Genomic DNA, 26,642 nt, shown 5'->3' on the forward strand with positions numbered 1-26,642 from the left:
CGCCTGGATCGCGAAGGGTTCATCATTGAACATTTACACCTGTACCTTGACCGCTTCCTGCTGTGTCGTTTGGACGGCATGGGAGGCCCATTCCTTAGCCTGACGGATGCAATCCGGCAAACCAATCGCATCATAGCCAGCACCCAACACATACACTCCCGGCATGGCAGTGCGTAACTCTTCCCGCAAATCAGCTATAGCCTGCGGGTGCCCTACCGGATATTGCGGCATGGAATTGCGAAGACGTGTAATTTCCGTGAATAGCGGAGTTGCTGTAACTCCCATCATCTCTTTCAAATCCTTACGTACCAGTGCAATCAGCTCATCATCCGGTAACTCTACAGTGTCTTCAGCCCCTGCTCGCCCTACATAACAGCGCAACAACACCTTATCATCCGGGCTAGTATGTAGCCACTTGGCAGACGTCCATGTACAAGCGGTCACGCTGCGTCCTTCTTTGCGAGGTACCAGAAAACCAGAACCGTCAAAGACATTCTCAATATCTGTTTTATCGAAGGCCATGACCACGTTTGCTACGGAGACGTAATTAACGGCTTCCAGTGCAGCCACATTGACATGATCTCGCAATAGCGGCGCAGCAGCAAAGTTGGGAGTCGTTACAAAAATATCATCTGCCTCCAGCGTCTCTCCATTGTCCAGCATAACTCGATATGGGCTGTCTTCACTTTCCGTTGTCTTTGTGAATTCTGTAACAGCAATTCCGGTGCGTAAATCACAGTCATACAAATCATTCAGCAACGCATGCACCAAACTTTGCAAGCCTTGACGGAAGGTCAGAAAGACGCTTTTTTTCGTACCCGTATGTGTTTCAGCTGGTTTTCGACCTGTCATCATCCCGTGAATGAGACTTCCGTATTGCTGCTCTACCTCAGCAAATTGTGGGAAGGTCGCCTGCAAACTTAGCGTCTTCATGTTGGCAGCATAAATCCCCGCCAACAGTGGCTCGGTTACATTCTCTAGTACTTCTTTGCCCAGTCGGCGCTCAATAAAATCACCCAACGCCTCATCTCCCGGTACACGGCGAGGTGGAATGACAAAATCCATCATAGCCCGCATTTTCCCGCCTAAAGAGATCAAGCCGCTACGCAAAAAGGGTTTCAGCTCTGTTGGAATCCCCAGCACCAGCCCAGGAGGCATCGGATGAAGCTGTCCTTCATGCAAAATGTATGTCTTTTTAGCCTCAGGATTTGTGCTCACTAGCTCATGATCCAGCTCCAGCTCTTTTGCCAGGTCTATCATGGCCGTTTTACGGGCCAGAAAGGAATCTGGCCCCTTTTCAATTACAAAACCATCTTTATGCAAGGTTTCAATTTTCCCGCCCAACACGGAAGCTTTCTCCACCAGCGTAATTCGAGGCGTGTAGCCAGCTTCTTTGTACATTTTTCGTGTATAAAAAGCAGTGCTAAGCCCGGTCAAGCCTCCGCCTACAATTACAATATTACGTAACTTTTGCTCCATTATGCCCTCATCCCTTTTTCCATTGGTCTATGATGACATCACTAAGCGTCTCCATATACAGTGGATCACTGTTGAGTGAATCAATACGCTGAAAACGCATATCCAATTCCTTCGCCAACGCCTGTGCTTCAATATCCAGATCGTATAACACCTCTAAGTGATCAGAAACAAAGCCAACTGGCGCAGCCAGCACATACTCCACTTGCTCTTCCTTAAGACTGTGCATGGTATCCAAAATGTCTGGCCCCAGCCATGGTTCTGCTGTACGACCGGCACTTTGCCACGTAAACTGCCAGTTGGTAATTCCCGCCTTGTCCGCAACAGCCTGCGAAGTAGCCATTAATTGCTTCACATAGGGATCACCGATAGCCAAAATCCGTTCAGGCAAGCTGTGCGCACTAAACAGAACACGAACCTCATCCCGCTTGGCTCCAGCTTCTTCAAAAAGCGCCAGTTTGGCGTTCACACGCTCAGTCAGCGTCTTAATCAACTTAGGATGAAGATAATAGCTCTCCACAAATGATATGGCCAGATCCAGTTCCTGTGCCTTAGCCTGTGCGCGCTTAATATAAGTGCCTACACTCATAACGGAATAATGCGGAGCCAGCACGACACCTACCGCTGCACGGATGCCATCTTGCACCATGGCTTCCACACCGTCCTCAATAAACGGTTTGGCATGTTTGAGTCCCTGATAACAGACAAATTCAATGTCCGGGTTGCGATTTTCCCGATTTAAGGTTTCCAGCAGGTTTTGAACCTGCCGATCCGTATTCTGCCGCAGCGGAAACACACCGCCTACAATAGCTTCATAACGATCCTTTAATTCCTTTAACTGCTCCGGCGAGGGAGCATTACCGCGACGAATATGTGTATAATAGGCTTCCACCTGATCCAGACTCTCCGGCGTCCCGTAGGACATGACCAGTACACCCACTTTGGTTTTCATTAGCAGATCACCTCTTAACATTTCTAATGTATTCATTTTTTGACAAAACCGAGCGGGAATACTCATGTACATAATTAGTAAGCTCTCTTAGCTTATCTAGCGAGGCCTCAGGAAATAAACCGTGACCGAGATTGAAAATGTAACCCGGCTCCAAGATGCCCTCATCTACAATGGTTTTCGCATACTGCTTGATCACATCGATTGGCGCAGTAAGCACATAAGGATCCAGATTTCCCTGTACACCAAAACCGTTCCCCAAGCGACGACGTCCTTCAGGTATACTTACCCGCCAGTCCAGTCCAATCACATCGGCTTTTAACCCATTCAAGTGTGGAAGCAATTCACCAGAGCTTACGCCCGGGAAATAAATTTTAGGTACATCCAGATCAGATAATTCATGGAAAATACGCGTGATAGTCGGCAGCACAAAAGTTTGAAAATCATAAGGCGAGAGCGCACCTACCCAGCTATCAAACAATTGAAAAGCCTTACCGCCATTAGCGATATGAGCTCGCACGTATGTAATAACCATGTCCCCTAGCTTATCCATCAGGCGATGCCACAACTCAGGCTCTCCATACATCATCGCTTTGGTGCGAATATATCCTTTGGAGGGTCTTCCTTCTATTAAATAGCTTGCAATGGTAAAAGGCGCTCCAGCGAACGTAATCAATGGCACGTTCAGTTCACGGTCCAAAATACGAATCGTTTCCAAAATATGACCCAAATCGCGTTCCACATCAATCGGACGCAACTTGTCTACGTCTGCAGCTGACCGAATCGGATTATCAATAACCGGACCAATATTTTTGACAATATCAAAATCAACCCCTAGCGAGGCTACCGGATTCATAATATCAGAATATAAAATTGCAGCGTCTACCCCAAGCTTGCGCACGGGCATCAAAGTCACTTCTGCGGCCAGCTCGGGCTGGCGGCATATTTCAAGCAACGTGTATTTTTCTTTAATTTTGCGATACTCAGGGTCATACCTTCCGGCCTGCCGCATGTACCATACGGGAATATGATCCACAGCTTGCTTGCGGCAAGCGCGGATAAAAGTATCATTGTAGGTCATGACTTCAGCCTCCAGTTCGAATCATAAATACTATATTTTATTATGCCCTTTTTCAAGAGTCGTAACAACCGCAGCTCTCGAACAAACCATGACAAACCCATGACATTTGGATAAAGTTTCAATGAAGTGTGCTATACTAGAGAAATGGCTTTTTAAAGCTCCGGAGAAGTTATGCTTAGATAAGTAGGATTTACAACAGGATGAGAATGGGCAGAAAGGAAGTGAAAGCACATTGAAAACGTGGGAGACATGGAAAATCAATCTCATTGTGCTTTGGTTCGGTCAGTTTCTGGTCAATGCGGGTATTACGATGATTACTCCGTTCCTCGCCCTGTATCTGGCTCAGGACCTTCATGTGAAGGGAGAGCACGATATTGGTCTATGGGCCGGAGTTATTTTTGCCGCTAACTTTTTGACCTCATTTATGTTCCAGCCTTTGTGGGGCAAGCTGGCTGACCGATATGGACGTAAAGTCATGCTGCTTCGCTCAGGCTTTGGTATGGCTTTGGTCATCGGATGTATGGGTTTGGTCACTCACCCGTGGCAACTGCTGGCGCTTCGCCTGCTGAACGGTACGATTTCGGGTTTCAATCCGGCATCGATTTCCTTAGTGTCGGGTACCACTCCCAAAGAGCGAACCGGATTCGCTATGGGAATTATGCAATCCGGTCAGATGGCTGGCACGATTCTCGGCCCTCTGCTAGGCGGATTTTTGGCTGACTGGGTCGGATTCAGACCGATCTTTTATATTACAGGCACTCTAATTTTTATAGCCTCGCTTATCGCAATGTTTCTGGTTAAAGAAAATTTCAGCAAAACGGAAGCTGCACGCATACCACAAATTTCGGTTCTTGCCGGATTAAAGGAGTTAAGCCATACGCCCCAGCTTCCGGCTTTGTTCACCGTAACGTTTTTGCTCCAGTTTGCCATGATCAGTACGGTGTCTCTTCTGCCGTTGTATGTGCAAAAGCTGTATGGATCGGCAGAAGGAATTGCGCTGATTGCCGGGTTTGTTACGGCTATTACAGGTGTATCCAATATGGTTGCTGCACCGCTCCTTGGAAGACTGAGTGACAAGATAGGAGCACACAAGATCTTGACCATTGCACTGCTTGGAACGGCGGTTATGCTTATTCCGCAGGCTTTTGTCAATGAAGTATGGCAACTTGTCATTATCCGTTTTTTCATGGGTGTATTTATGGGAGGTCTGCTACCAAGCGTAAATGCGCTGATTCGCACGTATACACCGGAAGGAATGGAAAGCCGTTCTTTCGGCTTCAATACCAGTTCGCTGGCGCTGGGGAATATGCTGGGTGCTGTCATTGGCGGGGTACTATCCGGGTTTATCGGCATCGAAGGATTGTTTATCATGTCAGGTGTCCTGTTAATCGTCAACATATTCTGGGTACGCATGAAGCTCTTTGATCGTAAGGCTACGCCTGATTTCAGGTAAGATAACCTTCGGGTAAGACAAGCCCGCCTTAACAGACAAGAACCTCCTTATTCACGCTGCTGTGGACAAGGAGGTTCTTTTTTACATAGCTATACATATGGAATGCATGCTATTTAACTCGAGCTAGCGCCAATCCATCGTAAGCTGGCAAAAGCGTGCTGACCAGCCGCGGATCTGTTGCTATCGTTTCGTTAAACCGTCTCACGGCTTGGACGGCAGGGCCGTTCTTATCCGTATTCAGCGTCCGTCCGCGAAGGAAACAGTTGTCTCCCGCAATAATGGCACCCGGATTCGCCAGAGCAATCGCATATTCCAGATACACCGGGTAATTTTCCTTATCTGCATCTATGAAGAAAAAATCGAAAGTTCTTCCCTCTTCCTGAAGTTCCTTCAAGCTGTCCGCTGCGGGTCCGATACGGTATTCGACACGGTCACCGTAGCCGTTGTTTTCCATATGTCGATGTGCCAGCGCTGCGTATGCTTCTTTCAGCTCCAGTGACACAATGCGGCCCTTTTCTCCCAGCCCACGGGCCAGACATAATCCACTGTAGCCGCCTAATGCGCCGATTTCCAGTACATGCTGTGCGCCAGATACTTCAATAAGAAAGGTCAACAGTTTTCCGTAAGGATGAGCAACGGATACTTCCGGCATACCTTCTTTAACGATAGCCTCCCTAATACTGCGCAGTGCTTCATCTTCTTGTACCAGCTGGTCTACATATTGTTCAGGCGTCATATTTGGTGTAATTTCCACGGTTCATCTCTCCTTCTTGCTTAATCATAACGCAGGTTGGACGTGGTGTCCTTCGTAAATTTTTTACCTTAATGATTTGTCTCTTCGAGTACAATGACCTATACTATAGGGATTGAACCAAGCTTACATGATTATGGGGACGGAGTGAATACGTTTAATGACTCAACTGCAACTAATTGCAACTGCGCCAATGGGACTTGAAGCCGTCGTGGCCCGGGAACTCAGAGAACTCGGGTACGAAGATCTGACCGTTGAAAATGGCCGCGTCGTTTTTACCGGAGATTATATGGATATATGCCGGTGTAACCTGTGGCTTCGCACATCAGACCGCGTGCTTATAAAAATGGGTGAATTTGCTGCAACTACCTTCGACGAGCTGTTCGAGGGTACCAAAGCATTGCCTTGGCAGGATTGGATTCCTGTAGATGGTGAATTTCCCGTAGAGGGACGTTCGCACAAATCACAGCTTAGTAGCGTACCAGCCAGTCAGGGAATCGTCAAGAAGGCGATTGTAGAGAAGCTCAAGGAAACCTACCACACAGATTGGTTTGCTGAAGATGGCCCTCGTTACGTCATTGAGGTCATTCTATTGAATGATCGTGCATTGTTAACGCTTGATACGACCGGTCCAGGATTGCATAAACGCGGCTACCGCAAGCTCGTTACAGAGGCGCCTCTCAAAGAGACAATGGCTTCTGCTCTTATTCAGCTTAGTCGCTGGAGCCCCGATCGACCGTTCTATGATCCGTGCTGCGGTTCCGGTACTTTATTGGTCGAAGCTGCCATGCAAGCCTGGAACATTGCGCCAGGCCTGAGACGTACCTTTAACTCGGAAGACTGGCCTGTCATTGGCAGAGAATTATGGGATCAGGCTCGCGACGAGGCGATGGATTTGACCCGCGATGACATTCCTTTTGAGATTGCAGGTAGCGATATCGACCCGAATGCCATACAAGTGGCTGAGGCAGCTGTAAAAGCAGCAGGCTTTGCTAAAGACATCTCGCTTAAGGTGATGCCTGTAACTAAAGTCAGACTTGAAGGACAATATGGTGTGATGATTACAAACCCACCTTATGGCGAGAGACTGAGCGAGCAATCCGAGGTGGAAAAGCTGATCCGTTCACTTGCACGCACAGCAGCCGAGATGAAGACTTGGTCCTTCTTTGCCATCAGTTCCACCAAGCAATTTGAACATTATTGGGGCCGTAAAGCAGATAAGCGCCGTAAGCTGTTTAACGGCCGGATCGAATGCCAATACTATCAGTATCTGGGCCCTCTACCTCCGCGCCGCAAAGATACTTCGCCGTTGCAGTCCTAAATAGATGGAGCTCAGGCCAGGAAACGAACCTTCTGTTCGTTCTTCTGGCCTGATTTGTGCTGTACTTTCTTTACTTAATCATTGAAATGTGCGGGATGAGCGCTATAATAATTAAAGGCATTTCGGTTTAACATTACGTTAATATGTAGTTTATACTAGCCGAACATTTCTGCCGGAGGGGGTAAAGTGTTGGTTATTCGCACGGCCAGTGCAAGTCGCACTGGTAACATGTTCAGCAGAATGCTGCTGTCTCGATATTTCGGATTAGGTCTGTTTTTTGTACTTATGATTGGCAAGCTCGTACTGATTCACTATAACCTGCATGCCCAAAATATTGACATGAATCCGCTGGATTATGTCATCGCTATTGGTTCGCTCTTACTTGTGAGCTTTTGGACCTTGTGGCTGTCACGTCGCGGACGTTTGATTGCTCTTGTGGTGCTCGACATTTTGCTCACCGCGCTCATTTATTCCGACATGGTTTATTATCGGTATTTTCAGGATTTCATTACGATTCCTGTCTTACTTCAAGCTGGACAAGTTGATTCTCTGGGCGGAAGTATCGCATCCCTTATGTACTGGAGGGACGTTTTCTTTTTTGCAGACTGGATTCTATTCATTCCGTATGTCATATTTGTGGCTTCCTTACGGCGTCGGTTTACAACGAATGATACTTACTTAGAAGCATCCCGAAGCTCGTTCACTAAGAGGTTTCTGCTTCGCTTCTCCAAAGGGGCATTGGCCTTCCTGATTGGCTATGTATTGACATTTGGGCCGATCAAATATTATACCTCCACGTGGGCAACTGGCATATTTGTCGGTAACTGGTGGTCGATGGCCTTGTACAACGTAACCGGATTGATCGGATTTCATGGATACGACATCTACCGCTATGGTCAGGATCACCTTGGTCCCCAGCCTACATTGGCTCAAGCAGAATCCGATAAGGATAAGGAATGGTTTAATCAGCACCAAAAGTTGCTTCAGGTTAAAAATGATCTATCTGGCAAGTATAAGGGCAAAAACGTGATGGTCATTCAAGCTGAAGCGTTCATGAACTTTTTTATCGGCAAACAGATCAATGGTCAAGCGATTACGCCTAACTTTGACAAACTGACGAAGGAAAGCATGTATTTCAACAATTATTTTCACCAGACTGCCCAGGGCCGTACTTCGGACGCGGACTTCTCTACACATGCTTCGCTGCATCCGCTCCCTACAGGCTCCGTATTTATCCGTTATGCGGACCATAAATTCGATACGTTGCCTTCTATTTTGAAGGATACTGGGTATAGTCCCAATGCGTTTCACGTGTACGACAGCAGCTTCTGGAACCGTTACACCATGTATAAGGCGATGAACTATGACAAGTTCTATAGTAAAAAAGATTTTAAAATAGATGAGCCCCTGGGCTGGTCCCTGGGAGATAAATCCTTTTTCCGTCAAACGCTCAATGATCTCACCACCGAAGTTAAGCAGCCGTTCTACGCCTATATGGTCGGTATCTCGAGCCATCATCCGTACAACCTGTCACCTGACGCGGTAGATTTAGATGTTGGCGAGTTTGAAGGTACCATGTTCGGAGACTATCTGAAATCTGTCCATTATGTAGATGAAGCACTGGGTGAATTGGTAGATCAGATGAAGAAAGACGGATTGTGGGATAATACGATCCTGATGTTTTATGGGGATCATGACAATTCAATTAAAGACAAAGCACTGTATGAAAAGTTTTTAGGCAAGCCACTCACAGATCTAGACATGCAGAAAATCATGAATCAGGTGCCATTACTTGTGCATCTTCCTGACGGAAGTCATGCGGGAACGTATACAGAACCGGCAGGCCAGTTGGATTTGACGCCTTCCGTAATGCACCTGCTTGGGATTTCTACAAAACCATATCATTTTATGGGAAACGATCTGTTTAGCGGGAAGCCTCGTATGGTCGTGCTGCGTAGTGGTGCTTTCACAGATGGCCGAGTATACTACATTCCATCTGAGGACGGCACATTCTCCAAAGGGACCTGTTACAACCTGAATACAGGCCAGCCTACAGATGTGAATGCCTGCGGGCCGGGCTATACCGAAGCTCTCAATCGGTTGAACATATCCGATCAGGTTATCACATACGATCTTATTCGCGAATGGGAACCACAAACAAAGAAGTAACTCCTTCTGTATCTGTATCTAATTGACTTTCTGTAGGAGGTTGCTAACATAGCATCTTCCCGGACTCCTATAAGGATGTCGATCGCATAACTGCCCTGTATATAATAAAAAAAGCACGATCCATCAGCTTGTAGGTGCTGTGGATCGTGCTTTTTTATATGGATTGTCACTCGACTGCGCTCGTTACTATTCACAAATGCTTAGGAACGCAACGTTTTTTTAGCCTGCTCAAGCCGTTGTACCTCTTCACCAAGCATGTCCTTCGCAACTTCTACTGCATCGTCACCAAGGCTATCCTTCGCCTGCTGTATGGCATGTTCAGCATGAGTGCGAGATTGCTCCGCCTGCTCAATCAGTTGCTCAGCCGGATGTGACAATGCCTGAGAAACGGCATGGTGGAGCTTGTCGACCGAGTTTTGTGTTTGAGCCTCAACACTGTGATTGTCGAGATTGGAATCATATTGGGCCATGCGTCACTCCTCCTTCTGGGCAGTGGTCTACATCCATTAGCATGGATCAGAAGAAGGGGAAATATTCAAAAATTGCGAATGCTGCGTCTGGAACTATTTGATAAAGCGCGCAGCCTTCTCCAATACTTCATCCTCTGTGGCCGCACTCACATAACGTCCGTTCACATACACAAACGCCCGTTTCCCACAAGGACCGCAATACGATTTGCAGCCGATTTTGATCTCGGCATCTGGTGCCATCTTTTGCAACTTGGGCAAGATCGTTTTCAAGCGGATATGATTGCATTCATCACATACGCGAATATCATTGGCCATCTGTCGTCCCTCCGAGCTCCGGCTTAGTGGTCGCCGTGATTACCTTGGGAAGGGTTAGTAATGACAAATCCTTCTTCGGGGAAGTACAAGTAATCAATTTTTACACCATCCAGCAGCGGCTGGTCGTTTTCCAAAATGACGTCAATGCCTTTATCTGTAGATACGACAGTATCTGTTTCTTTAGGCGTGTCCAAATCCAGCCCGTAATGAGCATGATCTCCATGAGCATGAGTAATAACAACGCGCAGGCTCTTCCCTTGGTTCTCTTCCTTATCCAGTTCAAGTTTCAATACTTTAGCTGCGTTACGAGTAATTTTGCAGTTCATCAAACTTCATCTCCTTCATATTCATTAAATGAAATGTGGTTTATTGGATAAATCACAATTATGTTCAGCATAGCAAAAGGCAATATTCCTATTGTAAAGAAAATCGTGAAAAATCGCAATCACGAAATTCATAAGCTTATCTACCGAACACGTACATGCTGCTTTTCAAGCACATCTGGATATTTTCGTTCGGCACGGGTGACAAACCAATTCATAAGCAATAGCGTCACACCAATATCGTCGATGGGCATAAATGGCATGACATCAGGTAATACCCAATAGAGCAACACAGGCACCGCAAAGAGTAATTTTTCCCCCAGCGGAATCCTTGATGAAGTAATAAATCGGGGCATACGACGAAATACATGTGACCATTGACGGAGAGATAGTAATCTTTTCCACTTCATAGGTTGTTCACTCCATTTCCAATGCTCCTAAGTATATATACCCCATTGAAGGGACATGTAAAGAGGAACACTTATAAAAAACGTGTTCCTCCTAATACGCGCAAATGGTTCGATACGTTTCAGTAGGCCGAATTTTTTACCATGACAGCACTGTTGCCATTAACATGCCCACTTCTGCTGCAATATCATCGTAATCACGCATGGGCAGCGGATTTACACCTAGACCGACTTCAACGGTAAACCCTGGTTTACCAAATCGCTGTATAAACCAATCCTTGTACCCTGCATCGCTACCACCCAGCTTTACCGCCCGGTACCCTGTTGCGGCAGCTAGCCGTAAGGCCCAATCTCGGCTCTCCTTAGGCTCTAGATCCCGATAATTCCAATAGATCTCCTGTCCCTGACTGTGTATGGATAACACCATGTCGAACTGTTCGCGCTCCGTCAGATCGGCAAGCGCTTTGGACTCTGGTTCAGACAAAGGTGCAGGTCCTGCATAGTCTCGTCGAGACGGACCTGTTTTACCGCGTCTGCGTACCTCTTCTTCCCAATATGCCGGAAATTGATCGTTGAGGTCAACACCACGAATATTGGCCTTCCAACCGCGATAATCAGCACGTCCTTCATTCCACTTTTCGAGGTCATGATACAACGGATGAGTTGGGAGTACACCTTGTTGCACCAGCTCTACCCCATCCGGGTTGACCATCGGGACCACCCATAAGGATGTATGCTCCAGCAGATCCCGCGGAGAACCTCCATACACCCATTGAGAGGTCCCTGCATGTTCTCCATTCCCATCGATCCCTTGTGCATATTGCTCTATAAAACGCAGCAAACAAGGCGTCGTCAGCCATTCATTAGCATGAACAGAAGCATTGGCATGAATTTTACGCGTTCCCTGCCCAATACGTACATAAGGAATATCCTTCCCCATGACACTGGTGCCAATGCTGCCAACTTCAATAAATGGATATCTGTGGGCCAAGGCCGCTAGGTCTTCCTTTAAATCTTCATATCCATACTCTCCACGTAATCGTACAATCTGATCCTGATGGTCTTCAGGAATAACAATTGTTTTCCCTTCCGTAAAATCATGCTCCGCAAGTCCTGGATTGGCTAGCCGTAACTCATCAAGCTCCACACCAAACTGCTTGGCAATCTGGCTTGCATACTCACCAGGCTGAATAACGTATTTACGATCCGTAGACGGACGAATATATAACACTTGACCACTAATCAGATAGGGTTGCGTGGCGGCCCACGGATTATCTACGATCAAAGTATCCGCCGATAGTTTAAAAGCCGAGGCGACCCGGTGCAATGTATCTCCTTTTTGAACGATATATTCCCTCATCTTACTACGCCCCTTCCATCTGCCTTACTGCATGTTATGCAGACGCGGCGTGTCTTGATGTAGCGAAAAGCAAAACAACCGACTTCATTTGTCCAATGACAAAAAAAGTCGGTTGTCTCGTTAATCCAAATTGGTGACTTGCCAGACGACAGGCGTTTGGCGAATTTGCTCCCCGAGCCACTGTGCGGCAATGCGCTGGAACAATTCAGGATCGCCGGAACAAAAAAGCTGATGTACCGGCGTCTCGTCCCCAGCTTCCAACTTGCCTTTGTTATACAAAATGGTGCTCGTCTCACGCGCCGTTTCATCTGCCGAGCTTATGAGCTTTACTGCAGGTCCCATGACTTCTTGAATCGTTTCCTTCAAAAAAGGATAATGCGTACAACCAAGTATCAGACAATCAATCGGATACGTTTGAATAGGTCTCAATGTCTCCTCCACAACCTGCGATGTCGTCTTGGAGCGGAATAACCCTTGTTCCACTAATGGAACAAGCGCAGGACAAGCATGGCTCACCACGTCTACATAAGGAGACAATTGCTTGAGCGCAGCTGTATACGCTCCGCTTCGAATCGTACCGACAGTCCCAATCACCCCGACATGCCCGGTAGCAGTCGCGCTGATCGCAGCACGAGCCCCGGGGTGAATGACTCCGATCACCGGAATGGATACCTTTTGGCTTATATAGTCCAATGCCGCGGCAGTAGCCGTGTTACAAGCAATAATAATGACTTTCGGATCAAATTGGATCAGAAAATCAACCATTTGCTCTGTAAATTTTTTAACCTCTTCCGATGGTCGGGGGCCATACGGAGTGCGCGCAGTGTCTCCAAAATAAATGATTTTTTCCCGCGGAAGCTGACGCATGACTTCTTTTACAACCGTCAAACCTCCTACACCGGAATCCAATATTGCAATCGCTTGCTGCACGTACACACCGCTTCCTTTTTTGTTCAAATATGAGTTGTTTCATCTCGGAAAGCTATCCGTTGCTACATACCTTATGTCGTATTCGTGTAAAAGGTACCCCAAAAGATTACCCTAAAACGAGGAAGTGATCAATAAAAAGGCTCCACCCCAACGGGAGAAGCCACGAATTCAAACTGTATTCAGTGTTTCACCTACGTTTTTACAGACCGTTACAGAGCATCTTTTTCCGTATCTTCTTGAACAGTCGCTGATGAAATACTAACCTCAGGAACAATTTCACCCTTTTTACGCCATTGCCCGATTTCATGAATGACGGCTGAGGCTGTCTCCTTAATTTTGTCAGTATACTCAATTGAGGTGTCTGAAATTTTCCCCGCTAGCTCCTGTCCCTTATCACTTACGTTGCGCGCCTGATCTGTAATATTCTGACGCAGCTCACGACCTGACTTAGGGGCAAATAACAAAGCAGCAACCGAACCAACAATGCTGCCTGCCAACGCGCCTCGGATAAAACTTTTGCAGTTCTCCTTCATCATCATCTCTCCCTTGTGCCCGGGCGAATGCCCATCTGTTAGTGCATTATAAGCATGGAGAGCTTGTCATGATACAGAAAACAAGCCTGAAAAGTTTTACTTTTTTTTAGAGCGGATACGATACAGGCAACAGCGGCCCCCATCCGCTAAACAATCCTCACGAACAACCTCGGCATCAAGCAGCTCCTCAAACATTTGCTGCTCGCATTCACAAGCCTTGCGGTAACGGCCTGCAATTTGAGAGATAGGACAATTGTATTCCACAATTGAGTAGCTACCATCCTCTTCCTCGCGCCACTCTGCCATATATCCGGAAGCATTTTGGATGCCCGAAAGCTTTTCCACACGTGAAGCCAGTGTAGTCTCCCCCTCCATGTGAGGGGCGTAGCGCTTCATCATTTTACGTTTTCTACCATCAAACAGCGAGTAAACAGCTTCCATTCCCTGTTCTTCATCCAGCTCCTCTAACAGTTCCAGTAACAGATGATCATAATTACGAGGAAACTGCTCGCTTCCCTGCTCGCTCAGACTGTATAAAAACGTCGGGCGTCCCATCGCCTGTCTCACGATCGTAGCCACGATCAGACCATCCTGCTCCATCAATTTGAGATGCCTGCGCACTCCCATTTCGGTAATGCCCAATTGAGCTGCCAAGCTTCCGACTCCCACAGGTCCCTGGGTTTTCAATAATGTCATGATCATGCGCCTAGTGGGCATTTCGGGTACGATATACTTATCCGTCACTTTTGCCTTTACACTCCCTCGGGCTGGGGACCCAATTCCTTATTTAAATAATCATGCACGTTAGATGCAAAAAGCTCCAGCAACCCAGGCAGCTTTGGTGTAAGCGGGTGAAGGCTTGTCCGGTCCCAATGAAAGTACTCCTGTACTAGGGGTTTACGTAAGCCTACCAGCTCTACTAGCGAATGAAATACGGTATCATCCAGTACACCTTCCTCATGAATGATACCGATAATATCCTCATAGCTACTGGCGTCACGCATAATAAATCCGTCGATGATATAGCTTCCTACGTCCGTTACCGTCTCAATCGCCAGATGAAGGCAGCGCTCCTGCACTAGTCCCTGCAACAGATCGCCGTTCCAGGCAGCAGAAGTCTGGCGAAGTCCGGCGACAATGTCGGGAACAGCCCCTAGTCGAAGCTCAATTTGTTCCCGGTTGACATAATACAAGGTCCTGCACCTCCAGTAATCGCTTTAGATTTCATAATCAACTGCGATAGATACATCCTTCACTTCATTCATGTGTACAATAATTTCCTGATGCACAGGGTGTACCTGATACGTTTGCAAATCCTCCAGTGTTTCGACAACAGCGGTAAGGGAAATATCATAAGAACGTTCCGAACGAATCACATCCGTACCTACTTCGAGTGACAGCAGCTCTTTGATTTTGCCGTTCATACTGCGCAAAATGGATGCTGTGTGCTCAATGCTTTCAGGGGAGCGGTCTTTCAATTTGAACAAAACAATATGTTTAATCATGCGTATAGGCTCCTTATCTTAAAAATGTTCTCTTGAAAATTTTATCATAACGCCCCACATACGGAAAGAAACTTTGTAATTCTAGCGATCTTTTCCACCATTTTTACCATCAGACTCCTTGTCCTTTAATAGGGCAAAAAAATTCTTGAGCTTCGGTGGGAGCGGCAGACCCATTCGTGAACAGTTTTCCGTAATAGAGATTAATTCATTGGATAAATAAAAATACGTCGTCGCCCCTTTCATGATTTCGGTACCCATCAGGAGATCCACGTGATGCGCCAAAGAAATCACCATTAGCATTAAAGCCTTTCTCGCCAGCCCCCAAAAGCCGGCTTTACTGCTCAAACCTTGCCCAGTCTTAATTGCTGCGGCGACTCCAGTCACATAATCAACAGCCATTGCAACCGTGAATAGCACCATTAGCTGATTCCAGCCGCCAAAGGCAAACGTAATAAGGGCTCCTGCGGTAGCGCAAATCATACTAAACATATTCGGATTAATATTCATACCTCTCCTCCTCTCGGGGCGGTTACTGTAATATATGCAGCGACATGGTAACCCGTAAAGTCATATGACCTGTGCATAGACATGAATTCATAGATTCATATAAAGCGTGCTGCAAACTTCACAACTCCAAGCAAATACAACAAAAAGACACCTTCAAAACCACTATATAAATGGTTGAAAAGGTGTCTTTTCTTTCATGCTATTCAATTAACGATGATCATTCCAAAAATTAAGCGGAGTCAGGTTATCATTCAACGGCTCGAACGAATAGCCTTCTTTCTGCAAAGCAGCCATGATTTGTGGAAGCACCTTGATCGTAGATGGCTTATCATGCATAAGAACGACTGGTGTTCTGCCTTGCTTTTTCAATCTCTTAATATCACTTAGGACAGTCTGTACAAAATGCTCTGGATTTTTAGTATAACGCCAATCATTGGAATCAATGTTCCAGTCCCAAATATGATAGCCTGCGCCCGTCAGTTGATCGCGGTATGCTTTCTTCAAATATGGTTTGCTGCCATAAGGTGTACGAATCAAAGAAGTGCGTTTTCCTGTAGCCATAAATAAAATTTCGTTATCCTGATTCATCTCTGCCAATGCTGCTGCAGGGGATGCATAGATTTTCTTCACCTGATGCGTCATCCCATGCAAGCCCAAACCGTGACCCGCCTCTACCATTCTTTTCATCACTGCGCTATGTTGACGAATTTCAGGTCCCAGCATGAAGAAAGTAGCCTTCGCATTGTATTTGTCCAAGATATCCAGCAACTGCGACGTATGCGCCGTAGGACCATCATCGAAGCTCAAATAAATCGTACGGCTGGATGATGAGGCAGTTCCCTTGTTGCCAGTATTGCTGGCTTTGTCCGGTTTGACAGCTGCATACTGTTTAATTTCTGTTGCGAATGTATTCAAAAACTGAGCATCAGACAAACTAGCATTTGCGTTCTGAATTCGATACAGATTACTTGTTGGAAGCGTAATAGTGAAGCCAAACGCATCGGTCAAAGTGCGAATGGGCACCATTGTACGATCTCCACGCTCGAACACATCCCCCTTGTTCAAATCCAGCGTAAAGCTGCGATTATGTCCAGTCAGTACCAATGTGTTGCCGCTGGCCGAAGTAGAAATCCCCATCTTTTGCCCTAATGTAACGATAGGAACATACAACTTATCATTTTTCATTACGGGCTGAATGGTATTCGAATCTAGCAACACATCATTGACCCCCAGCAAAGGAGCCTTCGCTTGTGCACTCGCCGTATTCGTATGTATACCTAGCAAACCCAAACAACAGATTGCCATCAAGCATACAGCCATCCATTTTGCATTTAAAAGCTTCATTCATTACACCATCCTGTGCTGTATTTTATAATGTGCGGGAGCTATCTCTAGCTTGTCTATGAAGTTATACAGACATGACGATATAGACATGGCAATATAGACATTCACTCAACATATAGAACATAAACGCTTATGAACCGACTGAACCGGACGTCTTTTCGTTCCCCCTATATATATTAATAGATTACCAGACTATAGTAGGTAAATATAGTAAAACAATTTGAAAACAATCTCGCAACCCCCCTGCCAGAGAAGGTTACAAAGTTGTGAATAAATCGACTGTGTTTAGAAGTACAAGTGGGTAGTAGATTCTTTTAATGGAATTAGAAACTACCGAAAAAAAAATGGAGGTAAGGTGCTTGGAGCAAGATACAGTGTTATCTGAAGATTTTGGGTTTCTAATAGGCTATGGGATTGTCATAAAGGAGTATCATTCAGCCCATTTACTTGGTATTAGGTGTTGGTATAAAGAAAGACCTTGAGGAGTGCCGGCCCCAAGGTCTTTGAATCATTCATCAAATTTGTTGAGCCAATACATTGGCTTCACTGTGTTAGATATTGATTTAAGTAAATCTAATGTCTCTTTCTTTTTCAGTTTAATTGCATCTTTTAGCTTTTCAGGGGCTATATCTCGTATATCTTCCAACATACAGCATTCCTCAAATAACTCAACTATTGTCTTATTCGCTTCAATTTCTTTTAGAAGCTGTGCTACATAAGGACGGTATAGATATGCGTACGCATCTTCAAATGATAATGCCCCTTCAAGCAAGGAATCAAGCATACCAAGATTTAATATACATAAAAATTTTTGAATTTCTTCTGAATTCTCCAATTCAATTTGTAGGTTCAATGTATCCCTCCTCGTATTAAGGCATTTTACTGGACGAATTGCTCCATCCATTTTTCACTTTGACATTAAACACTTGACCCGATTGGCTTTGGAAGTAATGGATAGAGATTTTTTTACCGTTTGCCCCCACACCATCCTTGTAAATTTTGTGCCAAGTACCGGATTCAATAGCTCGTAGTTCTTCAAGTAATTCTGTATTATTAACCTTGTTCTTTACACTTCCGTTTTTAGCACCTGAAAAACCTTGTGGGTAAAGTGGCGCATCTTTAATGGATTTATATACATTTTGTAACGCACAGTTATGCACCCAAATCCCAAGGTTAGAAACAAAGTAAGAATTGAAGTCTTCTACCTCAAAGTTATAAACTGTTGCTTCACGCGGCTCTTTTTCAATCTTGTCTATTGCCAGTGTAGTACCGTCACTTGAAACAAGCAAGTCTCCTACTTTCAGGTCTTTAACAAGTATCCATCCCTTACCATGCAACCAAAAAGGATGTTCTCCTGTTACCTCGATGATTTCATCTCCGATATGGACATAGTAGATTTCGTCAGCTTGTTTTTGGAACAGCCCCACGACCTCTTTATATGCCACTTCTCCAGTCTCATCAGACTTAGCAAGTACCTTCTCCCCTACCTCGATTTCCTCGATAGGTTTCTCTCCTTCGTCTGTTTGAACCTTAGTGCCTGCGGTAAAGCAATTACATTCCCCTGATTTTATTTTACCACTATACTTCCCTCTACCAGCAGACTTCCCACCAAAATTGCCAATCATACCCATTGCGGCCATGCCAAGAACTTCGGCATCTGTCCACTTTTGGTATGCACTTAATAACTGATCTTTAGCCCAATCAGACTTGCCAGAACTATTCTTATAGTCACTTGTTCCCGTTAGCAGGTCGTATAAGTAATTGTACTGGTTTGCTCCTCCATAAATGGACACAAAATCGTAGCGTTTTCGTATGAAATCCTTGTATACCTGATAATTCTGATTCTTCTTGCTGGAATTCGATTTAAGTCTGGCTTCATTTAGTAATATTCTAAGCTCTTGATAATCTCTAGTTTCAAAAAAATGTCCACTCGGATCCACATAGAATAGCGGATTATTAGCTACATACGCATACCAGTTCAAGCTTTGCGGATTATTCATCTCGCCCTGATACGTATCCTCGCCCATAAAACGGGCTGTGCCTGGATCATACCAGCGAGCCCGCAGGTACTGGAGTCCGGTCGTGTCGTCCCAATACTCGCCAGCGTAGCGCAGCACGTTCGGTACGGTCTCTTTGACCTTCTCCGGGCCGCCCCAGATATCGTAGCTGTAGCTATTCAGTTCCTTGCCCGAGCTATCACTTAGGCCCACCACATCGCCGTGACCGTTCAGCTGATAATATTGCAACTGCCCGCTTGCCTTGTCTTGTCTCGCCCACAGTTGACCAGACAAGTCATACACGTAAGCATACGTGATCTTCGCTGCTCCACCTTCGACCTCAGCTTCCGCAATCAGCTTCGCTTCTTCGTCATAGTAATACCGAGTCGTTTTGCCGCCCTCTGTACGCTCGTACAGTAGCCCGTCTCCGTTATAGCTATACCCGACCTCTTTGCCTTCACCGCTCACCTTTGTCAGACGGCTGACAGAATCATACGTATATTCAGCGTTTTTCATGCCGAACACTTTGCCACTGCCTTCGGCGCTTCGGTTTCCATTCGGATCGTAGCCATAGGTCTTATTCTTCTCACCTGCGGCTTCGCTGGCAATTCGATTTGACGGGTCATATCCAAATTGGTCTGTTGTTCCGTTTTGTGTACGTCCGATGATGTTTTTATTCCCATCTCGTTCATAACCAAATTGGTGTAGCGCTGTACCGCCTTGCTCCACTGTAACCCCGGACAAATCCAGTCCGTTATAGCTGAATCGTGTACTCAGTCCTCTGCTCGAAGACTGACCTTTTAGCAAACCATTAGGAGCATAATCAAACGTCATGCTATCTAGTGATCCACCCGCAGCAGCACTCGCTTCTCCCAAACTCTGTACATTTGCCACACCGGTCCCAGCGCTAATGTCCATTTGGGTAACTCGGCCCACACTGTCCAGCTTGGATTGAACGTGCATAGACGTCCCGGAAGCATCTGTCAGCACATATCCTGTACGAGACTGCTTGTTATACTCATAGTTTATTTGCGTGCCGTCCGGGTACTTCAGTCCAGTCAACGACCCATCTGCTGGATCATAGGCATAAGAGGTAGTTCCCTGCCCATCTGTCATGCTTTTTCTTCGTCCTGCGTTATCGTAGGTATAATTGGTTTTAAAATCAGGACCCGCCGCTTCGGTAACCAATCCGTCAGCGTTATATTGAAAGGTGATTGCGTCCGATTTCCCCGTCAGCATACGGGTGATGTTTCCATCCGTATCGTAAATATTTAACGTGGTTCCTCCGCTCGATTTCTCAAGTAAAGTACGTCTGCCCAACTCATCATACGAATACACATTCTTTTGCCCATCAGGATACTGAACGGTCTTCAAATTTCCGGCCAGATCATACATATAGCTAACCTGCTGCCCGGATGGATCTGTGACCGAAGTCATTTGTCCCAGAGCATCGTAATCATAGATCATGCGTTGACCGTTACCGTCCGTCCGGCTAGTGACCATACCCGCATGATTGTAAGCTAGCGACTCCAGCGGCTGAAATGATCCATTTTTAGCTTCTTGTGTGGAGGTCACACGACCTAGAGCATCCGATACTTCACGTATACGGTAGCCAGAGGCATCCGTCTGAGTAACGGTACGATCCACCGCATTATACGCCACGGTATCTGTTGTTCCATCCGCATAGTTCGTCTTTACAGGTCGCCCAAAAGCATCGTAGGCGTAGCGAGTGGTTGCTTGTTCAGCATCCGTGCTTTCTACCATATCTCCATGATCATCATAACCATAACCATAGATTGCATCATCCACCTGCTGCTGGAGCATCTGCCCGAACGGATTATACAATCTTTCAACGCTTACGCCATCGGGTCCGGTAACAGTGACATCATTCGTATCATCCTTGTACACCACGACAGTTTGAGTGCCGTCCGGATAAGTAACCTTTGTTACACGCCCCATTGCGTCATACACATAAGACTCCGTTTTGCGCTTGGCATCTGTTTGGGACTTGATTTCTCCGGTCGGATAGTAATCATACGTATACTCAACACCTTTAGGCAAAAGCTGCCTTGTTGGGAGATAAGAACCATAAGGAGAATCATAATCAATAGACACATTAGCATCGCTTCTGTCATCAATTTGAATTTTCTGGCTGCTTACATTCCCTTTTGTATTGTAAAAAGTAGAGCTGTGCGATAATAGCTTTCCTTGCTCTGTGCCTTCATAGTTTTTTAGCTCATACAAATTGCCCTCTGACTTGTAGGTGCGAACCGTCGTCAACGTTTTTCCTTCACTTATTTTGTTGACCGTCTGAGCGGGTTGAACCCAGAAAAAAGGCTCATTAGAGGTTTTATACGTATGAACAGTCTCCGATCCCGTACTCTGGGATATTTTCAAAGGAAGACCATATTCATTGTAGTCATAGGAGGTGGTTACAGGTTCTGACGAAGAACCTCCTTCCGTATAGGACTCTTCCATTTGCACAGGCAAATTCCAATCCATGGCCTCATTATAGGTGTAGTTTATATGATAGCCGGTAGAATCACCCTCTTGATCATAGCGGTTAAGAACAAGCTTGTCTGGTGTGTTATCTCCTCTAAAGACTTTACCAAAATGGAAGGTTTCTGTTGTACGCGTCCCTTTGGCAACCACCGTCCACTCAGCATTTTTGCCATAACTGGCTAGATCTTCTCCGGAATACGCGAAATCAATTTTATTTAAAAAACGATCGCCGGCAGTTGTACTGTACATATCAGCGCGTGAAGCCACCTTGAACACGCCTTGTGTACCGTACACGCCTATCTGCTTGTTATAGGCTTCATAACGAATGTCTGTGATCGATGAAGTAGGTCGTACAATTCGTGTAAGCAACGCGGTTTCATTGGGCTGTAGGGCTCCAGTCTTTCTTTCACCATCTACGACCACATTAAAAGGAGCATCCATGAATGTATACGTATAGCTTGTGCTTCGGGAAAGAGAATCCAGTACTTCTGACAGCACCTTGCTGCTTCCCTCACTACTTTGACGATAGGTATACTGATGGTCCGTGCCTTGCTCTTTAACAACAAGCTGTCCAGCATTGTAAGTGAAATCAAGTTCTTTGCCATCATTGTTTCTAATCGAACGAATAAGCTTTGCTCCGCCAGAACTTGTATAATCAAATTCCACTCGATTCTTATACGCATCCTGGATTAAAATCAAATAACCGTCCTGATCGAGATAATAGTCATTTCCATTCAACACTGCTATTTTGTATGCACTGCTTACTCCCTGCACACTTGCGCTTTGATCTGTACTGATCTTCAGATCTTTGTATGCATATCCTTCAAGCTGCAAATCATCTCTCAGTTCATAGGAGCCTGTTCCCGGAATATACAAATACCGTTTACCATCCTGTTTCTGCATATGAGGAAGATCCCATTTCCAGCCTCTCCCTAGACCAGAAGCTGCTTCTTCCTCGCGGATGGCACTTATGTTTGTATACAACCCTTCATTTTGCTGCACACCAACCTGATTATTTGCCAATGAACTGTTATACACACGAGCCAATGCAAAGGGCAATGACCCCGGCAGTACCAAGTCCGTATTTTGAACAACGAGCTGTCCTGAAGCGGTGGACACACTGTTGTCACCATAATCCATTCCATAACGCGATGTATCATCACTCAACCTGCTTTGTGCAAGCGCCGCCTGATCAAAAGGAGCATACACATCTGTTGTAGCAGATACCTGCAACAAACTTTGTTTAAGTAAATCCTTCCCGATCAGTCCGTTTTCTCCTGGAGTCGGAGCATATACGGAATCAATTACACGGGGGATGGATGGTATATCCATCTCAGTCGTGTCTGGAGCCGGTGCTTTACCCTCTTCCTTATCTAGCGGTTGTTGAGTTGCCTTTTCATCCTGGGCGGTCTGAGTGGGCTTTTCACCTTCCTTCAGCTCAGCCGACTCATCAGACGGTTCCGCCTTTGCATTTGTGCTCAATGTCAGCCCATTCTGCTGTACCCACAAGCTTGGACTTTGTTCCGGTAATGAATTTTCTCCACCATCTTTTTGCCAAGCTTTATAAATATCATATAAAGTATAGCCTTTGGATAACTGTGCATTGACCCAAGCCTGATCCTTACCTGTTTGCTGTGCAAGCCATGCTCTGGTAATAATCTGTGGAGTAGAAGACTGAGAAGCTACTGCATCTCCGTTCCCTTCTTCTCCATATGCCCATGTGCTCCATGGACCCAGCAACATTGCCATACATAGTAGACTACAAATATAACGTTTAAACACTCGCTCACCCCTATTTAATAATGCCTGTACATCCAACTATCTGTTATGTTTTTTCGAAGCAAAGACATCCTTTTAATCTGTAAAAGGAAATACCTTCTTCGTCCGTCTAATGACGTTTCCGTTTAAGTCATAATCCAGTTGAATTTGATCACCGGTGAACAAAATAACTTTATTCAGTCGGTTCCCTTTTCCATATTCATATGAAGTATCCTTACCAAGCGCCATATGTGCTGCCTTAATTACGGTTTGTAATGCGCCGCTATTGGTTTCTGTCAACTTCACATAAATCGTTTGGCCTGCCTTCATCTCATACTCTAAGACCGTGTAATCCCAACCATATATTTGTGCTTGCTCTGTTGAAGAGACAAGCTGGTTACTAAAATCAGGGTCCGTAAACAAGCTTACAATGGGTTGCTGCGCAGCAAAGTTGGATTTCTCCTTCACAGCAAAACGGTAAATCCCGTCTTCTTTGGGTGTAAACCGATATTTCCCTTGTTGGCCTGCCGTAAAGTCAGCTTCTTTATCTATGAGCTCAATTAGCTCGTCCAGCTTGCTGTCATCGTTATTTTTTACGGCAAACACACGATAAGGCGCTCCAAAGTTAACAGCAGGAGCAGCTGCAGCTACGGCAAGATGAATATTGGCATTAGCTGGCACTTGCTGTTGATTATCTATCGCCTCTTTATGTTCACGAATCACTTTTCCAGCCTGATCCGTAACGGTATATTGATACGTTCCACCAGCCGCCTTCGCATTCGTCACGATAGGGGCCTCCTGACTTCCGCGATTGATCCATATCTCCTGCTTGCCGCCAGACAAAGACGTTTTTAACAACGCCGGTTCTGTGCTTGGCTCCGCTTTAATTTCATTCTTGAAATGAAAGGTCACGGCTTGCGGCGAAGTGACAGTCACAACAAGCGTATCTCCGGCTCCAAGTGAGATTTCAGGTAGAGAAGCATCCATACCTGCTCTATCCACCTTGGAATTTACACCGCTACCTTCTTCATATATGGCATAGTCGTAGAGGCGGCTTTCGTTTGAAGCATCTGTCGTTAATGAGGAAGCCTGTGAACCAGTATTATGGAATACATAGCTTTCTCCCTGCTTGACAGTGACTTGATTGCCTGTCGGCACCTGAGCATCCTCAACGTCGAATATTCCTAACACAGCTCCATAAGTCACTGGCACATCCGAAACCGTCGTTACAATGGCATATCCACCAGCCTGTACCAACGGCAATTGAGTCGTATCACTGGCCTGACTGTACACCGTACCGTCTGCCTTGTAATTCATGTAATTCCACTTCATACCGCTGACTGAAATGACATCCAGAGCCTTGTCCAAAGTGCTTACATTGATAAATTTCCGGCTTTCACCGCGTTTCAATGTAATTCGATGGAAGGCTGCCTGTGCGTTAAGCATAGCCTCTACCTTACTGCTGTAACTAAAGGTGATTGGCCGATCGGATACATTGGTGACAATGGCTTCACCGCCTGCAACAATCTCTGGGTCCACTGTATTGTTGAAATGATCTGATGTCAGTAAACGAAGCCCTCGATAGCTTGCCGAATCAAAGCGTGCACTTCCACTACTTTTGTCATGCCGCAATGAATGCGATTTGCTATCATGATTGCGGAAAATGTACGAATCCCCTGGCTCCAGCGTCGTTTGCCCGATACCATTATCATCTTCGCTGGCCTTAAAGCTCCGATAGATACCACCAAACGTGATTGGCGTGTCACTGGTTACCGTCACACTGGCCTTTTTACCTGCACCAACCAAAAAGGTTGAGTTTCCGGTATTGCGCCTGGATTGCTCTGTACCATCTGCTTTGTACAGAACCACATCATATTTTCCTTTAACGGTACTGGCTGTGCTATGCAGATTCCTCAAATGATCACTAATATTAGTAAAAGCATAACTTTCGCCTTTAGACAGTGTTACGCGTAAAAAGGCAGGATCATTGCTAGTTTCCCAGGAAAAATCATCTGTATAATCAAAGATAATAGGACTCGGACCGATCACAGTCACAATGACATATCCCGAAGGCGGGATCATGGGACCAGACTGGCTGTTAAAACCAGAGGAATTTACCGTTCCATCCGGCTTGTAAATAGCATAGTCGAACAAGCTTCCTACCTTTTTGGAGTTATTGTAGATCGGATTCATTAGCGTACCATTATTGTGGAAAATGTAGCTCTTGCCCACCTCAAGCTCCACACGGCTGATTGCATCACCACCCACAGGACGAGCAATAAAATTGCGATATGGAGCCCCATATGTAACCGGATTGGCAGTGACCTGGGTAATTACCGCGTATCTGTCCACAGCAATCTGCGGCTTCGCCGTAGTGCCACTGCCGCGTGAAGCCTCTGTTCCGTTTGCCAGATAAACAACATAGTCAAGTTTATCTTTAGATGTACCGTCACTTTCCACCGTATCCAATCGGGTTCCCACATTGATAAATTGGTAGCTTTCCCCCTGATTTAGGGTAACCCGCGCATAAGCCGGCTCGCCGGTGCTTTCTATACTGTATTTGCCGTATGGAAATCCGAAGGTCACCGCATTGGCAGTGGAACCTGTAATAATCAGTTCCTCGCCATCACCCAAAGAGGGATGAGCAATGCTATTGAGATCAGATGCGGATAAAGTTCCGTCTGCCTTGTATTTTGCGTAATCAAAACGGCGATTGTCTGCATTTGACCCATCATGCTGAATCGAACGGGCAGTCCATCCTTCATTCACAATCCGATAGCTTTCATTTTTAGAGACCGTAACTCGCTCTAGTGCCGGGTCCTCCGATGTACTGTAGGTGAAGACGTCCGTTACTTTTACGGTTAATGCTGCTGTTCCTGTATTCGTAATAAACGCTGTGCCTCCCCCAGGAACACCAATGGGGCTAATGCCGTAGTCCATATGGACAGTGCTGATGTCTCCGTCCTCTTTGTAACTTACACTATCGTACAGAATGCCTTTAGATTGAGAAGCGTTGCTGTATATAGATTTGCTAACTGTATCTGTATTCTGAAATTCATAACTTTCTCCAGGATCAATTATGATCGACGTATACTCTACCGCTGCCAAACTCATCATGAGTGCGTTATAAACGCTGTTTGTCGCAGAAGTGGGCGGATTGAAAGAAACTGTTCCATCAGAAAGCTCCTGTTCCTCCTGTACCAAACCTGCATGACCTTGTTGTATTCCGCCCGTTGCATTTTGTTTTTCTGCTCCTGCTACAACAGGCAGACACAGCAAGGTGTTAATCGCTAAAATCGCCGTCAGAAACCATACCATTACCTTTTTACAAATCATCTAACTGTATAACCTCCCTTTCTCTCGTCAAAAAAATTGCATGTTGGGCTGCAAAAACCCACTTTTCTCTCTGTACATCCTTACAATCATAAGAGAAGAACATATTACCTCCATTTCCATAAAAAATGTCACAATTTAATATATCGGCACCTTAA

Annotated in this window: 22 protein-coding genes; 3 read left to right on the plus strand and 19 right to left on the minus strand. The window is 45.8% G+C overall.

From position 1 onward, the window contains the following. Nucleotides 1-33: 33 nt before the first annotated feature. Genes hemY through hemE form a run of 3 tightly spaced genes read right to left on the minus strand, consistent with a single transcriptional unit; the run spans nucleotide 34 to nucleotide 3,506 of the window. The gene (gene hemY, locus MHB46_RS05615; protein ID WP_341161806.1) at nucleotides 34-1,479 is read right to left on the minus strand and encodes a protoporphyrinogen oxidase; all 1,446 of its coding nucleotides are present in this window, start codon (nucleotides 1,477-1,479) and stop codon (nucleotides 34-36) included. A 7-nt stretch (nucleotides 1,480-1,486) separates the two neighbouring features. Further along, a complete protein-coding gene (gene hemH / locus MHB46_RS05620; RefSeq protein ID WP_341161807.1) occupies nucleotides 1,487-2,428 on the minus strand; it encodes a ferrochelatase in 942 nt (313 codons plus the stop codon). 7 nt (nucleotides 2,429-2,435) lie between these two features. Beyond that, nucleotides 2,436-3,506, minus strand: coding sequence for a uroporphyrinogen decarboxylase (gene hemE, locus MHB46_RS05625; protein WP_023987997.1), 1,071 nt, complete (start codon nucleotides 3,504-3,506; stop codon nucleotides 2,436-2,438). 232 nt (nucleotides 3,507-3,738) lie between these two features. Between hemE and MHB46_RS05630 the strand changes: the two genes are divergently transcribed. After that, a complete protein-coding gene (locus tag MHB46_RS05630) occupies nucleotides 3,739-4,959 on the plus strand; it encodes an MFS transporter (RefSeq protein WP_025722314.1) in 1,221 nt (406 codons plus the stop codon). Nucleotides 4,960-5,068: 109 nt separating this feature from the next. Here the strand turns inward: MHB46_RS05630 and MHB46_RS05635 are convergent, their stop codons facing one another. Beyond that, nucleotides 5,069-5,713, minus strand: a complete 645-nt coding sequence (locus MHB46_RS05635; RefSeq protein ID WP_023987995.1) for an O-methyltransferase — start codon at nucleotides 5,711-5,713, stop codon at nucleotides 5,069-5,071. Between the two features lie 157 nt (nucleotides 5,714-5,870). Between MHB46_RS05635 and MHB46_RS05640 the strand changes: the two genes are divergently transcribed. Together MHB46_RS05640 and MHB46_RS05645 are read left to right on the plus strand one after the other, a co-directional pair. Continuing rightward, a complete protein-coding gene (locus MHB46_RS05640; protein WP_341161808.1) occupies nucleotides 5,871-7,031 on the plus strand; it encodes a THUMP domain-containing class I SAM-dependent RNA methyltransferase in 1,161 nt (386 codons plus the stop codon). Between the two features lie 186 nt (nucleotides 7,032-7,217). Beyond that, on the plus strand, nucleotides 7,218-9,200 hold the full coding sequence (locus tag MHB46_RS05645) for an LTA synthase family protein (protein ID WP_341161809.1): 1,983 nt from the start codon (nucleotides 7,218-7,220) through the stop codon (nucleotides 9,198-9,200). Nucleotides 9,201-9,400: 200 nt separating this feature from the next. Here the strand turns inward: MHB46_RS05645 and MHB46_RS05650 are convergent, their stop codons facing one another. The 15 genes from MHB46_RS05650 to MHB46_RS05720 form a co-directional block, all read right to left on the minus strand. Next, nucleotides 9,401-9,670 (minus strand): hypothetical protein, encoded by a 270-nt coding sequence (locus MHB46_RS05650; protein WP_341161810.1) that lies wholly within the window; start codon nucleotides 9,668-9,670, stop codon nucleotides 9,401-9,403. 93 nt (nucleotides 9,671-9,763) lie between these two features. Then, nucleotides 9,764-9,985 (minus strand): DUF1450 domain-containing protein, encoded by a 222-nt coding sequence (locus tag MHB46_RS05655; protein WP_007429791.1) that lies wholly within the window; start codon nucleotides 9,983-9,985, stop codon nucleotides 9,764-9,766. 23 nt (nucleotides 9,986-10,008) lie between these two features. After that, the gene (locus MHB46_RS05660; protein WP_274484827.1) at nucleotides 10,009-10,311 is read right to left on the minus strand and encodes an iron-sulfur cluster assembly accessory protein; all 303 of its coding nucleotides are present in this window, start codon (nucleotides 10,309-10,311) and stop codon (nucleotides 10,009-10,011) included. A gap of 140 nt (nucleotides 10,312-10,451) precedes the next feature. Next, entirely contained in the window at nucleotides 10,452-10,718 is a 267-nt protein-coding gene (locus MHB46_RS05665) for a hypothetical protein (RefSeq protein ID WP_023987991.1), read from the minus strand. 136 nt (nucleotides 10,719-10,854) lie between these two features. Next, entirely contained in the window at nucleotides 10,855-12,075 is a 1,221-nt protein-coding gene (locus MHB46_RS05670) for a M14 family metallopeptidase (protein WP_341161811.1), read from the minus strand. A gap of 120 nt (nucleotides 12,076-12,195) precedes the next feature. Beyond that, entirely contained in the window at nucleotides 12,196-13,005 is an 810-nt protein-coding gene (gene racE, locus MHB46_RS05675) for a glutamate racemase (protein ID WP_023987989.1), read from the minus strand. A 209-nt stretch (nucleotides 13,006-13,214) separates the two neighbouring features. Next, the gene (locus MHB46_RS05680; protein ID WP_061828623.1) at nucleotides 13,215-13,538 is read right to left on the minus strand and encodes a YtxH domain-containing protein; all 324 of its coding nucleotides are present in this window, start codon (nucleotides 13,536-13,538) and stop codon (nucleotides 13,215-13,217) included. Nucleotides 13,539-13,634: 96 nt separating this feature from the next. Continuing rightward, entirely contained in the window at nucleotides 13,635-14,282 is a 648-nt protein-coding gene (locus MHB46_RS05685; RefSeq protein WP_023987987.1) for a helix-turn-helix transcriptional regulator, read from the minus strand. An 8-nt stretch (nucleotides 14,283-14,290) separates the two neighbouring features. Next, complete coding sequence (locus tag MHB46_RS05690; RefSeq protein ID WP_023987986.1) at nucleotides 14,291-14,731, minus strand: DUF86 domain-containing protein; 441 nt, start codon at nucleotides 14,729-14,731, stop codon at nucleotides 14,291-14,293. Between the two features lie 24 nt (nucleotides 14,732-14,755). Further along, nucleotides 14,756-15,043, minus strand: coding sequence for a Dabb family protein (locus MHB46_RS05695; RefSeq protein WP_013309679.1), 288 nt, complete (start codon nucleotides 15,041-15,043; stop codon nucleotides 14,756-14,758). 81 nt (nucleotides 15,044-15,124) lie between these two features. Then, nucleotides 15,125-15,550, minus strand: a complete 426-nt coding sequence (locus tag MHB46_RS05700) for a phage holin family protein (RefSeq protein WP_341161812.1) — start codon at nucleotides 15,548-15,550, stop codon at nucleotides 15,125-15,127. A gap of 207 nt (nucleotides 15,551-15,757) precedes the next feature. After that, complete coding sequence (locus tag MHB46_RS05705) at nucleotides 15,758-16,894, minus strand: polysaccharide deacetylase (RefSeq protein WP_341161813.1); 1,137 nt, start codon at nucleotides 16,892-16,894, stop codon at nucleotides 15,758-15,760. Between the two features lie 508 nt (nucleotides 16,895-17,402). Next, complete coding sequence (locus MHB46_RS05710; RefSeq protein WP_341161814.1) at nucleotides 17,403-17,747, minus strand: DUF3969 family protein; 345 nt, start codon at nucleotides 17,745-17,747, stop codon at nucleotides 17,403-17,405. Between the two features lie 16 nt (nucleotides 17,748-17,763). Then, a complete protein-coding gene (locus tag MHB46_RS05715) occupies nucleotides 17,764-23,175 on the minus strand; it encodes a polymorphic toxin-type HINT domain-containing protein (protein ID WP_341161815.1) in 5,412 nt (1,803 codons plus the stop codon). 72 nt (nucleotides 23,176-23,247) lie between these two features. Beyond that, nucleotides 23,248-26,487 carry a hypothetical protein gene (locus tag MHB46_RS05720; protein ID WP_341161816.1) on the minus strand — a complete coding sequence of 1,080 codons (3,240 nt, stop codon included), beginning with the start codon at nucleotides 26,485-26,487 and terminating at the stop codon, nucleotides 23,248-23,250. Nucleotides 26,488-26,642 lie beyond the last annotated feature (155 nt).

The sequence above is a fragment of the Paenibacillus sp. FSL H7-0703 genome (genome assembly GCF_038003485.1).
Lineage (GTDB): Bacteria > Bacillota > Bacilli > Paenibacillales > Paenibacillaceae > Paenibacillus > Paenibacillus polymyxa_B.